Origin of the sequence: Enterobacter sp. T2 (assembly GCF_010692925.1) — a bacterium.
Taxonomy (GTDB): Bacteria; Pseudomonadota; Gammaproteobacteria; order Enterobacterales; family Enterobacteriaceae; genus Enterobacter; species Enterobacter kobei.
The window spans coordinates 3,932,397-3,945,511 of the sequence record NZ_CP048736.1 but is presented as its reverse complement, the minus strand read 5'-3'; the positions used below and the strand labels follow the sequence as shown (position 1 = coordinate 3,945,511).

Annotated in this window: 15 protein-coding genes; 12 read left to right on the top strand and 3 right to left on the bottom strand. The window is 57.8% G+C overall.

Features of this window, described 5'->3' with window-relative positions; all coding sequences use genetic code 11:
* Window positions 1–3 precede the first annotated feature (3 nt).
* Entirely contained in the window at window positions 4–741 is a 738-nt protein-coding gene (locus G0034_RS18905; protein ID WP_014885177.1) for a fimbrial biogenesis chaperone, read from the bottom strand.
* A gap of 54 nt (window positions 742–795) precedes the next feature.
* Window positions 796–1,362: a fimbrial protein gene (locus tag G0034_RS18900; RefSeq protein WP_228371844.1), complete on the bottom strand. Its 567-nt coding sequence runs from the start codon at window positions 1,360–1,362 to the stop codon at window positions 796–798.
* A gap of 411 nt (window positions 1,363–1,773) precedes the next feature.
* Between G0034_RS18900 and speB the strand changes: the two genes are divergently transcribed.
* The gene (gene speB / locus G0034_RS18895) at window positions 1,774–2,694 is read left to right on the top strand and encodes an agmatinase (protein ID WP_002434404.1); all 921 of its coding nucleotides are present in this window, start codon (window positions 1,774–1,776) and stop codon (window positions 2,692–2,694) included.
* 3 nt (window positions 2,695–2,697) lie between these two features.
* Here the strand turns inward: speB and G0034_RS18890 are convergent, their stop codons facing one another.
* Window positions 2,698–3,909, bottom strand: coding sequence for an MFS transporter (locus tag G0034_RS18890; protein ID WP_179121191.1), 1,212 nt, complete (start codon window positions 3,907–3,909; stop codon window positions 2,698–2,700).
* Between the two features lie 415 nt (window positions 3,910–4,324).
* On the opposite strand from G0034_RS18890, the gene G0034_RS18885 reads away from it, so the two are divergent.
* From G0034_RS18885 to G0034_RS18835, 11 genes are all read left to right on the top strand, one after another.
* Window positions 4,325–4,648, top strand: a complete 324-nt coding sequence (locus tag G0034_RS18885; RefSeq protein WP_014885174.1) for a Rieske (2Fe-2S) protein — start codon at window positions 4,325–4,327, stop codon at window positions 4,646–4,648.
* Window positions 4,645–4,953 carry a recombinase-like helix-turn-helix domain-containing protein gene (locus G0034_RS18880; protein ID WP_014885173.1) on the top strand — a complete coding sequence of 103 codons (309 nt, stop codon included), beginning with the start codon at window positions 4,645–4,647 and terminating at the stop codon, window positions 4,951–4,953. The genes G0034_RS18885 and G0034_RS18880 overlap by 4 nt, the downstream gene beginning before the upstream one ends.
* Before the next feature lie 10 nt (window positions 4,954–4,963).
* Window positions 4,964–5,986: a Rieske 2Fe-2S domain-containing protein gene (locus G0034_RS18875; protein WP_014885172.1), complete on the top strand. Its 1,023-nt coding sequence runs from the start codon at window positions 4,964–4,966 to the stop codon at window positions 5,984–5,986.
* Window positions 5,986–6,735 (top strand): SDR family oxidoreductase, encoded by a 750-nt coding sequence (locus G0034_RS18870; RefSeq protein ID WP_014885171.1) that lies wholly within the window; start codon window positions 5,986–5,988, stop codon window positions 6,733–6,735. The genes G0034_RS18875 and G0034_RS18870 overlap by 1 nt, the downstream gene beginning before the upstream one ends.
* Window positions 6,736–6,747: 12 nt before the next feature.
* Window positions 6,748–7,536, top strand: a complete 789-nt coding sequence (locus tag G0034_RS18865; protein WP_014885170.1) for an IclR family transcriptional regulator — start codon at window positions 6,748–6,750, stop codon at window positions 7,534–7,536.
* Window positions 7,537–7,614: 78 nt separating this feature from the next.
* Window positions 7,615–8,541, top strand: coding sequence for a VOC family protein (locus G0034_RS18860; RefSeq protein ID WP_179121190.1), 927 nt, complete (start codon window positions 7,615–7,617; stop codon window positions 8,539–8,541).
* On the top strand, window positions 8,538–9,725 hold the full coding sequence (locus tag G0034_RS18855) for an NAD(P)/FAD-dependent oxidoreductase (RefSeq protein WP_179121189.1): 1,188 nt from the start codon (window positions 8,538–8,540) through the stop codon (window positions 9,723–9,725). Before G0034_RS18860 ends, G0034_RS18855 begins: the two co-directional genes overlap by 4 nt.
* 25 nt (window positions 9,726–9,750) lie before the next feature.
* Entirely contained in the window at window positions 9,751–11,007 is a 1,257-nt protein-coding gene (locus G0034_RS18850; RefSeq protein ID WP_023338769.1) for an MFS transporter, read from the top strand.
* Between the two features lie 10 nt (window positions 11,008–11,017).
* On the top strand, window positions 11,018–11,548 hold the full coding sequence (locus G0034_RS18845; RefSeq protein WP_014885166.1) for a cupin domain-containing protein: 531 nt from the start codon (window positions 11,018–11,020) through the stop codon (window positions 11,546–11,548).
* Between the two features lie 9 nt (window positions 11,549–11,557).
* Window positions 11,558–12,328 carry an alpha/beta fold hydrolase gene (locus G0034_RS18840; RefSeq protein WP_023337743.1) on the top strand — a complete coding sequence of 257 codons (771 nt, stop codon included), beginning with the start codon at window positions 11,558–11,560 and terminating at the stop codon, window positions 12,326–12,328.
* On the top strand, window positions 12,312–13,106 hold the full coding sequence (locus tag G0034_RS18835; RefSeq protein WP_050862337.1) for an SDR family oxidoreductase: 795 nt from the start codon (window positions 12,312–12,314) through the stop codon (window positions 13,104–13,106). Before G0034_RS18840 ends, G0034_RS18835 begins: the two co-directional genes overlap by 17 nt.
* Window positions 13,107–13,115: the final 9 nt, after the last annotated feature.

Sequence of the window (13,115 nt, the reverse complement as noted above, 5' to 3'; positions counted from 1 at the left end):
TAATCAGAAGTTATACGTGCGCTTAATATAGGCACCCAGATCGGTAATATAATTGTATTGGAATGTCCCTTTCCCCTGCACGGCGTTAACCTGCGGGAAGTGATATACCAGCGTGCTATATGGCGCGATCATCTCGCCATCAATCATGACATCTTTACCCTGAGCATCTCTGAGCCAGACATTTGTCATGCTTACATGGAAAGGTGAATTATTTGTTCCAACGACGTCATAACCGTTGGCTGCTTTTTTCAATTGCCAGGTTAATTCATCCGCCGCTTTCATCGGATTACCTTTCAGACCAACCGGGCGATAGAAAAATTTAATCAGCGTTCTGAACGCCATCTTTAGCTGATTTTTATCTACGTCTTCCGCCATTTCAGGCGGAATATCCAGGACATTGAGCCACAGAACCGTTTCACGATCTTTTGGATATTTCGCGGCGGCGCCTTCCGTCTGGAATATGCGGAAAACTTTCCCCTTTTGGCCGTTAATTCTGGCCGCCGGTGGGGTGATAAAGAAAGGCAAATCTTCTTTGGCGATGCCGTCACTCTTATCGGTGCTGGAAAGCCACACCTGAACCAGTTCAGGCGCTTTGCTGACGTTATTAATACGAATCGTTTGTTCTTTCTCCCCGGCGTTGAATGCCACGCGGGTCGTCATAATTTGAATCGTTGCACTGGCCGCAAAGGAAAAGGCCAGCGTCATCATGAATACAGAAGATATAACAAGTTTTTTTAACATCTGGCCTAATCCTTTAGGTGATACTTTTAGCGGATAAACCCGCGGTGCGCGCGATTACTGATATTTAATGGAGTACACAACGTCGGTTGAGACTTGACCGGCAGTAGATGCACCACCCGTCGCCACATATTGTGCCCAGTAATCAAAGCGAGCCGTATTACCGGCAACCGTAACGGTTTTAGCGCTATCGTTTGCAGTATTCAGGTTCAGTTTTGCTTTTGAAGAATCCAGTAAACCAACCTGAACTTTCTCCGCTCCGCCTGACGCTTTAGCCACGGTATTTTTCAGGTTACCGGTGGTGGCATCGATATTGGTGCTTTGCGCCAGTTCGAAGAATACGCTGGCAACTTTGCCATTGGTGCAGTTTGCGCCGCTTAACGTAATGTGGAATGGGGTATCGCCCGCGCGCTGTCCATCCGTTGCAAGCGCGGTTGTACTAATTGAAGGTAAATGAACGGTAAAGTCTGGGCTTTCAGATTCGCCCTGTGCGTCACCGCCGGTAATAGTACAGGTTGCGTCGCTAATAGTACCTTCAAAAGTAATCGTGCCATCTTCTGCTGCCGCGGCGGTACCGATGGTTGAAAGAACGGCCAGGATTGCCAGCTTAGATAACTTATTCATAAAAATATCCATATCATTTCATTGGGGGGGCTATTGTATAGAGGTCATCTCCTCCACCGCTATCGTCCCAGCCTAAATATATTCCTAGTTTTAAAATGGTATATTTATTAAATTTATGAATTAAGTTTTGCTTCAAACTTTTAAACGCAAATAATGCGAAGAAATGGGGGGGTTAAGATAATATCAATTCTAAAAATGAATTTTATCGGTATGGTGAATAATTAGGAGCCGTAAAAGTCTGGCAACACAATTGATTTATGTTTTGAAAAGTGAGCTTGAATCTTCACGTTCCAGAGGCTAGCATTAGGCAAAAGCAGTAAGGACATCAATCCCTTCCTCGTCGGGTTTAACGACGCGGAGGGGATTTTTTTTCATCTGTATCTAATGCAACGACTTTTAAGAGGTCAGGACATGAGCACTTTAGGTCATCAGTACGACAACTCTCTGGTATCTAACGCGTTTGGTTTTTTACGCCTTCCGATGAACTTCCAGCCCTACGACAGCGATGCTGACTGGGTGATCACCGGTGTGCCGTTCGATATGGCAACCTCGGGTCGTGCCGGTGGACGTCATGGCCCGGCGGCGATCCGTCAGGTTTCCACCAACCTGGCCTGGGAGCACAACCGCTTCCCGTGGAACTTCGACATGCGCGAGCGCCTGAACGTGGTTGACTGCGGTGACCTCGTGTATGCCTTCGGCGACGCGCGTGAGATGAGCGAAAAGCTGCAGGCCCACGCCGAGAAACTGTTGGCTGCCGGTAAGCGTATGCTCTCCTTCGGTGGCGACCACTTTGTGACTCTGCCACTGCTGCGCGCCCACGCGAAACACTTTGGCAAAATGGCGCTGGTCCATTTCGATGCGCATACCGACACCTACGCGAACGGCTGCGAGTTTGACCACGGCACCATGTTCTACACTGCACCGAACGAAGGCCTGATCGATCCGAACCACTCCGTGCAGATCGGTATTCGTACTGAGTTCGACAAAGACAACGGCTTCACCGTGCTGGATGCCTGCCAGGTGAACGATCGCGGCGTGGATGACATCATCGCGCAGGTGAAGCAGATTGTCGGCGATATGCCAGTCTACCTGACCTTCGACATCGACTGCCTGGATCCTGCCTTTGCGCCAGGCACCGGTACGCCGGTGATCGGTGGCCTGACGTCCGACCGCGCCATCAAGCTGGTGCGCGGCTTGAAGGATCTGAACATCGTCGGGATGGACGTGGTGGAAGTGGCGCCAGCCTATGACCAGTCCGAAATCACAGCCCTGGCGGCAGCGACCCTGGCACTGGAAATGCTCTACATTCAGGCGGCGAAAAAAGGCGAATAAGCCTTAGGCGCTGATTGCTGCTGCGCGACGCATGCGCAGCAGCAACATTCCTCCGGCCAGAAGGGTGATCGCCTGCGACACGACCAGGACCGAAAAGCCAGAGCTGACCGACCCGACCGATTTCATCACCACCCCCATCAGTAGCGGAATAAACGCCGCACAGATATTCCCTATGCCATTAATGATCCCATACGCGCTACCCACCGCTTCCCGCGCGGCATGATGTTGGATCACCGCAGGGATCGCAGCTCCCTGAAGTCCCCAGAAAGCATTGGCGGACAACATAAACATCCCCAACCAGACAGGCTGATGGCTGAGCATCAGCGCGACCACGGACAGCGCCGTTAACGCGCCTCCCACCACAAACAGCACCGGTGCCTGTTCCGGGCGCATTTTGTCGAGCAGCACGCCGCCCAAAAATTTCGACCCCAGGCTCAGCAGGAAGGGAATGGCTGCAAGCAGGCCCGTAGCATGCAGTGAGAAGTGATGTTCATCGCGCAGCCATGCGGGCAGCCAGGCGCTGCTCCCCCAGAGATAGCTCAGCGTGGCGATTTCAACCAACAGGATCCAGCCCAGCAGCGGCGTTTGCCAGGCAAGGGTGAAGGTCTGCACCCATCCCGGCTTTTTCATCTTCCCCCGGCTCTGGGGCGCTGGCAGGAAGCGCCAGATTAACCCGCCACCCAGCACAAGATTCATGACGGCCAACGCGTAGAACGATCCCGCCCAGCCCAGATGCGCCATCAGCCAGGTGATCAGTGGAAAGCCCACCGCCAGCCCGAGCGAGACACCCAGCGCGGTCACCGCGTTGGGTTTGCCGATCTCTTCTGCGTTAAAGCGCTCGCTGATAAAGCGCGTTTTTAATGAAAAGAGCGGCCCCTCCGCAATCCCCAGAATCACGCGCGCAATGAGCATCCCCATCAGCGAGCCGAGCAAGGGCGAAATCGCACAGATCGCGGCCCAAATCGCAATGCTGCTTAATAATCCCTGCCGATAATGAAGTTTGCTTTCAATAACTGGCGTTAATAATAAAGCCGAAAAACCATAACCCAGCAGAAAGCAGCTCATGAGCATTCCTTGTAACATTCTGTTTTCATTTAACTGAAAATGTGCGGCAAATTCCGGGTGTAAAATCATTACCGAGATATTCACACGGTCGATGTAGGAAATAATGATGAGTAATAACAGTGCAATTGTACCTTGCCATCTTGCCGTCATGATGCCTGCCTTATGTCTGCGCGTGTGAATATTTTTTATCAGGGTGATTGTCACGGGTGTAAAATGGTTCACCTGTGAAACTCTTTGTTTATTAAGAATAAAGTAAAAATAAGTTTCACAGGTGAAACACGATGACGTGCCACCTTTTTATTTTTAATGAGCAAAAAGAAAAGAAGTCAATATCTGTTTTTTGAAATTTTAGACTATCGAAAAATCGTATTCTTTCACGCGGCAATAATGAAAATTTCATATCGCTGCATTTTTTCGTGATCCTTTGCACACTTAGTTAATTAATTACCTCTTGGTTAACAAATTCGTCACATTCGCGCTTGACGAAACATTCATCGCTTTTATATTGACCGTATTAAATAAGAAACAGAGTTTCATATATGAAACAAAAGCCTGGAGGATCGTGATGAGCTGGATAGGCGTATGTGACGCAGAACAAGTACAGGAAGATTTCCCTTTTAGCGGCAACGTCGACGGTAAAGAGATCGGCGTTTATTTGATTGACGGTGAATATTACGCGCTGGAAGACGTATGCCCGCACGCATATGCCTTGCTGAGCCAGGGCTTCGTCGAAGATGGCAAGGTGGAATGCCCGCTACACGAGGCGGTGTTCGACGTCAAAACCGGCCAGTGCCTGCATGGCCCCGGTGGTCGCAACCTTAACCGCTACCCGGTTCGGGTCTTTGAAAACCAAATCCAGATTACCTTCGTCGAGGAGAGCGTGGCATGAGCGACACCCTGAACTACAACCCGGCGCTGCCGGAAAGCCGCCAGTTTACTCCGCCTGCAGAAGGCGGTAACGGTGCCATTCATAAGCCAGGCGATTACCAGAACCTGATCTGGCAAACCCGCAGCCGCGAGCCGGAAAACTGGGAGATGAACCTGATCGCGACGCTGGAAGATCTCTTCGAGCAGGGCGTTGAAACCTTGCCGGAGCTGGTGAACGGGCTGAACGCGGTGCGCATGCACGACCAGCAGGGCGAGCCCTGGAGCGACGCCAGCTTCCAGGCATTCTTACAGGTTAACGGCTACTGAGGACAACGCGATGACGACTACCGTACAAAACTATCTGGATAAAGGTCTGCGCGGCCTCTGGTATCCGGTACTGGCGAGCTGGGAAGTGCAGTCCGCGCCGGTGGGGATTACCCGCCTGGGCGAGCAGATTGTGGTCTGGCGCAATAAAGACGGCCAGGTGCAGGCGCTGGAAGACCGCTGTCCGCACCGCGGCGCACGCCTGTCGATGGGCTGGAACCTTGGGGACCGTATTGCCTGCTGGTACCACGGCGTGGAAGTGGCGGGCAATGGCGAAGTGAAAGATGTGCCCGCCGTGGACAAATGCCCGCTGGTCGGCCAGCAGTGCGTGCGCAGCTATAACGTGCAGGAGGCGCACGGCGCCATTTTCCTGTGGTTCGGCGTCACTGCTGACCAGCAGCCGGACGAGCTGACTTTCCCGGATGAGCTCGCCGACACGGACAGTTTCAGCAACTTCCTCTGCACCGCCGCGTGGAAATGCAATTACCAGTACGCGCTGGAAAACGTCATGGACCCGATGCACGGCACCTATCTGCATTCGTCATCACATTCGATGGCGGAAGGGGATCGCAAGGCCGACATGGTGCTTCAGCCGACCAAAACCGGCTTCATCTTCGAGAAAAAGGGGCAGAGCGGCGTCAATTTCGACTGGGTGGAATTGGGCAACAGCGGCACCTGCTGGATGCGTCTCTCCATTCCGTATAAGAAGCGTTTCGGACCGGGCGGCCATTTCTTTATCGTCGGCATGGTGGTGCCGGAAGATAACGACAACTGCCGCGTTTTCTTCTGGCGCATTCGCCGCGTGCAGGGCTGGCAGCGCGATATGTGGCGCTTTATGTACCGCAATCGTCTGGAAAAACTGCACTGGGAAGTGCTGGAGCAGGACCGCGTGGTGCTGGAAAGCCTGGCGCCAAATGCCCGTGACCATGAATACCTCTACCAGCACGACGTCGGGCTCTCGCGCCTGCGCCGCATGATGCAAAAGGCCGCGAAAGAACAGCTGGCGATGCGCGAAGCGCAGCAGGGAGCCGCCTGATGAACGGACTGCTGAGCGGGAAGCGCATCGTCGTGACCGGCGCCGCGCGCGGGCTGGGTTACCACTTTGCCAGCGCCTGCGCTGCGCAAGGTGCCTGCGTGGTGATGTGCGACATCCTCAAAGGCGAGCTGGCCGAAAGCGCCCACCGTCTGAGCGAGCAAGGGTATGTAACCGAATCGCACGTTATCGATCTGGCCGATCCGCAGTCCATCGAGCAGGTATTCAGCGCCATTGGCAAACTGGGGCAGATTGACGGTCTGGTGAACAACGCGGCAATGGCGACCGGCGTGGGCGGTAAAAACATGCTGGATTACGATCCGGATCTCTGGGATCGGGTGATGAGCGTGAACGTCAAGGGCACCTGGCTGGTGACGCGTGCCGCCGTGCCGCTGCTGCGCGAAGGGGCGGGGATTGTGAACGTGGCGTCCGATACCGCGCTGTGGGGCGCGCCGCGCCTGATGGCCTACGTGGCCAGTAAGGGGGCGGTGATTGCGATGACCCGCTCAATGGCGCGCGAGCTGGGGGAAAAACGCATTCGAATCAACGCTATCGCGCCGGGGCTGACCCGCGTCGAGGCCACCGAATATGTGCCCGCCGAACGCCATCAGCTCTACGAAAATGGCCGCGCGTTAACGGGCGCGCAGCAGCCGGAGGATGTCACCGGCAGCGTGGTCTGGCTCTTAAGCGATCTGTCGCGGTTTATCACCGGGCAGTTGATCCCGGTCAACGGCGGTTTTGTCTTTAACTAAGGTATGGCGATTATGGCAAACGATCAGGAAGTGAAGTATCTGGTGCCGGGGCTTGAACGCGGTTTGCAGCTGCTGTTGGCCTTCGGCGAGCAGCATCGCGAGCTGACCTTTGCCGAGCTACACCGGCTGGTGGATATGCCGAAGGCCACTGCCTACCGCGTGGTGCAGACGCTGGAGTATATGGGTTTTCTGGAGCGCAATGCGCGCACCAATACCTTCTCGCTGGGCATGAACGTGCTGCGCCTGGGCTTTGAGTACATCGCCTCGCTGGATGTGGCGCAGGTAGGCCAGCCGGTGATCGAGCAGCTTCGCGATGTCAGCCAGTGCAGCAGCCATCTGGCGATCCGCGACGGACGCGACATTATTTACATTGCCCGCGTCAGCGCCGCCGGGTCGCGTATCAATCAGGTCAGCATTGGCACCCGTCTGCCGGTGCACTGTACCTCGCTTGGGCGCATGTTATTGACCGATATTTCCCGCGCCGATTTTGAACAGCTGTTCCCGCACGAGCGGCTGCCGGGCAACACGCCGGGGCAGCTTCACGACCGCGAAGCCCTGTGGCAGATGGTGCAGCAGGACAAAGCCCGCGGATATGTGATTGGCGAGTCTTTCTTCCGCCACGGCATCTCTTCCATCGTCTATCCGGTGTATGACCGAAGCCAGCGCGTGGCGGCGGTGGTCAGCATTCTGGTGCCGTCGGAGGAGATCCCGCAGACCGACCGCGAGCGGCTCCAGAACGAGGTTCGCCTCGCGGCAGATAAAATTTCTGGCTTCTTAGGGTACCTGTCACAGGCCAGTTAAATCAGTGAGTTAACGTCAGGCGCTTCAGTGCGTCGGGCATGTTTTACGCCCAATTTGGGCCAGATGAGGCAACGAACGATGAGTGTAACCGGAATTGAAAAGCTGGAATTTGGCGTGGAAGACCTGACGCACTGCGCCAAATTTATGCGTGATTTTGGCCTGACGGGCGATGCCAGCGGCCAACGTTTTACCACCCTGAGCGGCGCGCGCGTGGAGCTTAATCCGATCGACAGCCCCGACCTGCCGCCAGCCTTTGAAGCGGGCAACACCCTGCGCCGCATGACCTGGGCGGTGGCCACCCCGGCAGACCTCGATGCGCTGCGCCCGAAGCTTGCCGGGCAGCCTGGCTTTCGTGAAGTAGGTGACGTCCTGGAGTGCCGCGATCCGAACGGCATGACGCTGCGCGTGCAGGTCAGCCAGCAGACCGACGTGGAGCTGAACGTTGAGCCGATTAACCAGTGGGGAGACGCTCGCCGAATCGACACCCCCAGCCCGGTCTACGATCGCGCCCAGCCGATTAACGTCGGGCACGTGGTGTTTTTCGTTGAGGAGCTGGCCGCGGTGGAGACATTTTATCGCGAAGTGCTCGGCTTCCAGGTCTCTGACCGCTACATCAACCGCGCCGTATTCCTGCGCTGCGGCGTGCGCGGCGGCCATCACAACCTGTTCCTGCTGCAATTACCGAACCGCAAGCGCGGGCTAAACCACGTTGCGTTTACGGTGCGCGACATCCACGAGGTGATCGGCGGCGGTATCGCGATGAATAAAAACGCCTGGAGCACGTTTATTGGGCCGGGCCGTCATCCGGTGTCGTCGGCCTATTTCTGGTACGTCAACAGCCCGACCGGCGGCGCGTTTGAGTATTACACCAACGACGATTACCTGACCGAAAACTGGCAGCCGCGCGAGCTGGAGCATTCGCTGGTCTCCTTCACCGAATGGGCGGTGGAAGGCGGCATCGACCACGACACGCGCCGTCAGCAGAAAAAGCCGGAGGCGGTATGACGTCGCGCATTGTCATTATCGGCGGCGGTCAGGCGGGCGGCTGGGCGGCAAAAACCCTCCGCGACGAGGGCTTCGAGGGCGAGATTTGCGTGGTGGCGGAAGAAGCGTGGGATTTCTATGAACGTCCGCCGCTGTCGAAGGCGTCTCTGCTGGAGCCTGACGCGGCGCTCCCGCGGCTGTTTTCCGAAGAGGCACAGCAGGCGCTGGATCTGACCTGGTACCGCCCACTGCGTGCGGAGCAGATCGACCGTCAGACAAAAACGGTGCGTTTAAGCAACGGTACGCATCTTAGTTACAACATTCTTTTGATTGCCACCGGAGGGCGGGCGCGTCTGCCGGGCGAGGCGTGGGCGGCGCATCCGCAGGTCTATACCCTGCGCCACTGGCAGGACGCGCAGCGTCTGAAGGGGCGTCTGGCGCAGAGTAAAACCCTAGCGATTGTGGGCGGCGGCTGGATCGGCCTTGAGATTGCCGCCTCCGCGCGCAAAAACGGCGTGACGGTCACGCTGTTCGAGCAGCAGCCCGCGCTGTGCATGCGGTCGGTGAGCGGAGAAGTATCGCAACGCTTAGCGGCCATCCATCGCGAACAGGGCGTCGACATCCGTACCGGCTGCGGCGCGCTGGAGCTGGAGGACGACAATGGCCTGCCGGTTATTCACTGTGATGGCCAGCGCGAAACCTTTGATGCGGTGGTGGTCGGGATCGGCGTCGATCTCAATCTGGAACTGGCGCGCGATGCGGGGCTTCATACCGGGCGCGGGATCGTGGTGGACGCTCAGGGGCGTACCTCGGATCCGTTCATCTTTGCGGCTGGCGATGTGGCTCAGCATCACCACTACGGCTTGTGCATTCAGTCGTGGGCATTTGCCCAGAATCAGGCGGTGGCGACGGCGAAAGCGATGCTCAACCCCGATGCGCCAGGCTACGACGACGCGCCGTGGCTGTGGTCGGATCAATACCAGCACAATATTCAGATCCTCGGCATTCCGCAGCCGGGCAGCAACACGATAGCGCGTGAAGATTCGCTCTTTTTCTCGCTGGATGAAAACGGGCGACTGACGCAGCTGGTGGCGTTTAACGATGCGCGCACCGTCAAGCTGGCGAAACGCTGGATGGCGGCAGGGCGGGATTTATCGGACGTACCGCTCGCCGACCCGACTTTTTCACTGATGTCATTGCGATAGCTAACCCGCACCCGTAGGGGGAGAGATGACCACATTAGAGACCAACACCGCGCCCGTTGAGGCAGGCGGTGAGGGAACCCGCACGCCTGAAAAAGCAGTGCGCTGGGCTATCCCGCTGTCGCTGCTGGCCTGCGTGCTGCTGGCGTTTTTCGACAAAATCAGTATTGCGGCGCTGTTTTCTGACAGCCATTTCCAGCAGGCGATGGGGATCGATTTCGACACCACGCGCCTCGGCATTCTGATGAGCGCCTTTCTGCTGAGCTACGGTTTTTCGTCAGTCTTTCTCAGCGGGCTGGGAGATAAAATCGCGCCGCTGCGCCTGCTGACCGGGATGATGGCGATCTGGTGCGTGCTGATGGTGGCGATGGGCTTTACCCACAACTATACGCTGATGATCGTGCTGCGCATTCTGCTGGGGGTGGCGGAGGGGCCGCTGTTCCCGCTGGCCTTCGCCATTGTGCGTCACAACTTCCCGCAGCATCTGCAGGCGCGCGCCACCATGCTGTGGCTGCTTGGCACGCCGGTGGGCGCGGCGATTGGTTTTCCGCTCTCCCTCTGGCTGCTGAACACCTTCGGCTGGCAGAGCACCTTCTTCGTGATGGCGATGCTTACCGTGCCGGTATTGATTTTCGTGCGCGTCGGTCTGCGTGGTATCCGCCTGGAGGCGAAACCTGGCACCACGCAGGCGTCTCAGGATGAGCGGCGTGCCGCGCGGCGCGAGCTGTTCGTCAGCCCGCACTTCTGGATCATCTGCATCTTTAACATCGCCTTCCTGACCTACCTGTGGGGCATCAATGGCTGGCTGCCGGGCTACCTGATCAAAGGCAAAGGCATTCACCTGGAGCATGCGGGCTGGCTGTCCTCGATGCCGTTCATCGCCATGCTGGCGGGCGAAGTGATTGGCGCGTGGCTCTCTGACCGGGTCGATAAGCGTGCGGCAGCCTGCTTTATTTCCATGGCGGGCGCGGCTGTCGGGCTGGCGGCGGTCATGCACCTCGACACCCCGCTGACCATCATCGCCGCGATGAGCTTCAGCACCTTTATGTGGGGCACTGGCGCACCCAACATTTTTGCCCTGCTGGCGAAGGCCACTCATCCACGGGTGAGCGCGACGGCGGGCGGCATTTTCAACGGGCTGGGAAACTTCGCGGGCGCACTGTCGCCAGCGGTGATGGGGGCGCTTATCGCCTTCACCCACAGCATGGATTCCGGGCTGATTTTTCTGGCGGTGATGGCGGCGGTGGGCTGCGTCCTGTTACTGCCGCTGCTGAGACGTTACTGAGGAGAGTGTCATGACTGATTCAACCGTAACCCATAAATCAGGCATCAAACCTGAGCACCTGACGATGGAAGAGTGGGTCGAGTCGCGCATCGCGCGCTTTGAAGGCCGTAAGTACGACTGGAACGCGCTGAAGTTCCAGGCCGACTATGACCCGAAATATCGCCGGGCGCAGATGCGCTACATCGGCACCGGCGCAACGGGCGTGGCGAACGACACCAACACCGTGCAGGCGGACCATTTCACCTTCTCCACCATGGTGCTGCCGTCGAAGTGTGAAGGGCCGCTGCACCTGCATGACGACGTGGAAGAGGTGTTCTTCATGCTTAAAGGGCAAATCACGCTGATGATCCAGGACGGCGAACACTACACCGAAACCGTGCTGCGCGAGCGTGACCTGATTTCCGTCCCGCCGGGTATCTATCGCGGCCTGTTTAACCACGGGGAAGAAGAGGCGCTGATGTGCGTCATGCTGGGGACCAACAAGCCGGAAATCCCAACCTATCCCGCCGATCATCCGCTTTCAAAAGTGAAGCGGAACTAAGGGGGCATGATGACGGGTTTTCGTGAACAGGGAAGCGGCATTCCGCTGATGCTGCTGCATGGGATCAGCTCGGGTGCTGCCTCCTGGCATAAGCAGATGGCGCTGAAGGGTTTTCGCGTGCTGGCGTGGGACATGCCCGGTTATGGCGAAAGCCCGATGCTGACCGTAGAACGGGCGAGTGCGGGAGATTACGCCGATGCACTGGCGGCAATGCTTGACCGCGCGGGCGTCTGGCAGGCGGTACTGGTCGGCCATTCTCTCGGGGCGCTGGTCGCCAGCGCCTTTGCGGCGAAGTTTCCCGACCGGGTGCGGCATCTGGTGCTGGCAGATGCCGCGCAGGGCTACGGTCAGGCCGCACCGGAGCAACGCGAGCAGGTCTGGCGCAGCCGCGAGCAGCAGATGGCGCTGGGCGGTGAAATCCTTGCCCAGACCCGCGCGGCGAAGCTGTTGCGCCCCGGCGCCCGCGGGGAAGATATCGCCACCGTCGCGTCGGGCATGCGCAAGCTGCGTCCTGAGGGCTACCTTGCCGCCGCGTGGATGCTGGCACACGACGATATTCACGGCTGGCTTAAACGTTACTCCGGCACGTTTGAGGTCTGGTGCGGCGAGCAGGATGCGATCACGCAGCCCGAGCTGGTGCAGGGGCTGGCACTGCGCTACGGCATGCCGTTTACCGCCATTCCCCAGGCCGGGCACGCCAGCTATCTCGATAACGCGGCGTTTTTTAACCAACAGCTTTTACGCATTAACGAAGAGGTGCGCGATGAATGCACAAATTGACGGGCGCGTAGCGGTAGTCACCGGCGGTTCTTCTGGCATTGGCTTTGAAACGCTGCGCCTGCTGCTGGGCGAGGGGACAAAAGTGGCTTTCTGCGGCCGAGACCCGGACCGGCTCGCCAGCGCCCACGCGACGCTGCAAAACGAATACCCCGACGGCGAGATTTTCTCCTACCGCTGCGACGTGCTAAACGCTGCCGAAGTCCAGGGCTTTGCGGATGCCGTTCAGGCCCGCTTTGGCGCGGCGGACATGCTGATCAACAACGCCGGGCAGGGCTACGTGGCGCATTTCAGCGATACCCCGCGCGAAGCGTGGCTGCACGAAGCCGAACTGAAATTGTTCGGGGTGATCAACCCGGTGCAGGCGTTTCAGCCTCTGCTGGAGCGGTCCGATATCGCCTCCATTACCTGCGTGAACTCTCTGCTGGCGCTGCAGCCGGAGGAGCACATGATCGCCACTTCTGCCGCCCGTGCTGCGCTGCTGAATATGACGCTGACGCTCTCAAAAGAGCTGGTGGGTAAAGGTATCCGCGTGAATTCCATTTTGCTCGGCATGGTGGAGTCCGGGCAGTGGCAGCGCCGCTTTGAGAGCCGGACGGACAAAAGTCAGAGCTGGCCGGAGTGGACGGCGGAGATCGCGCGTAAACGTGGCATCCCGATGGCGCGTCTCGGCAAGCCGCAGGAGCCCGCGCAGGCGCTGCTGTTCCTCGCCTCGCCGCTGGCGTCATTCACCACCGGCGCCGCGCTGGACGTTTCCGGCGGCTTCTGCCGCCACCTGTAAGGACACATT

What these genes read in the sequence shown, in the direction of transcription:
- G0034_RS18905 (WP_014885177.1), bottom strand. Translation starts at nt 741, where the DNA reads ATGTTAAAAAAACTTGTTATATCTTCTGTATTCATGATGACGCTGGCC.
- G0034_RS18840 (WP_023337743.1), top strand. Translation starts at nt 11,558, where the DNA reads ATGACGGGTTTTCGTGAACAGGGAAGCGGCATTCCGCTGATGCTGCTG.
- G0034_RS18890 (WP_179121191.1), bottom strand. Translation starts at nt 3,909, where the DNA reads ATGACGGCAAGATGGCAAGGTACAATTGCACTGTTATTACTCATCATT.
- G0034_RS18880 (WP_014885173.1), top strand. Translation starts at nt 4,645, where the DNA reads ATGAGCGACACCCTGAACTACAACCCGGCGCTGCCGGAAAGCCGCCAG.
- G0034_RS18835 (WP_050862337.1), top strand. Translation starts at nt 12,312, where the DNA reads ATGAATGCACAAATTGACGGGCGCGTAGCGGTAGTCACCGGCGGTTCT.
- G0034_RS18885 (WP_014885174.1), top strand. Translation starts at nt 4,325, where the DNA reads ATGAGCTGGATAGGCGTATGTGACGCAGAACAAGTACAGGAAGATTTC.
- G0034_RS18865 (WP_014885170.1), top strand. Translation starts at nt 6,748, where the DNA reads ATGGCAAACGATCAGGAAGTGAAGTATCTGGTGCCGGGGCTTGAACGC.
- G0034_RS18900 (WP_228371844.1), bottom strand. Translation starts at nt 1,362, where the DNA reads ATGAATAAGTTATCTAAGCTGGCAATCCTGGCCGTTCTTTCAACCATC.
- G0034_RS18850 (WP_023338769.1), top strand. Translation starts at nt 9,751, where the DNA reads ATGACCACATTAGAGACCAACACCGCGCCCGTTGAGGCAGGCGGTGAG.
- G0034_RS18855 (WP_179121189.1), top strand. Translation starts at nt 8,538, where the DNA reads ATGACGTCGCGCATTGTCATTATCGGCGGCGGTCAGGCGGGCGGCTGG.
- G0034_RS18860 (WP_179121190.1), top strand. Translation starts at nt 7,615, where the DNA reads ATGAGTGTAACCGGAATTGAAAAGCTGGAATTTGGCGTGGAAGACCTG.
- G0034_RS18870 (WP_014885171.1), top strand. Translation starts at nt 5,986, where the DNA reads ATGAACGGACTGCTGAGCGGGAAGCGCATCGTCGTGACCGGCGCCGCG.
- G0034_RS18845 (WP_014885166.1), top strand. Translation starts at nt 11,018, where the DNA reads ATGACTGATTCAACCGTAACCCATAAATCAGGCATCAAACCTGAGCAC.
- G0034_RS18875 (WP_014885172.1), top strand. Translation starts at nt 4,964, where the DNA reads ATGACGACTACCGTACAAAACTATCTGGATAAAGGTCTGCGCGGCCTC.
- speB (WP_002434404.1), top strand. Translation starts at nt 1,774, where the DNA reads ATGAGCACTTTAGGTCATCAGTACGACAACTCTCTGGTATCTAACGCG.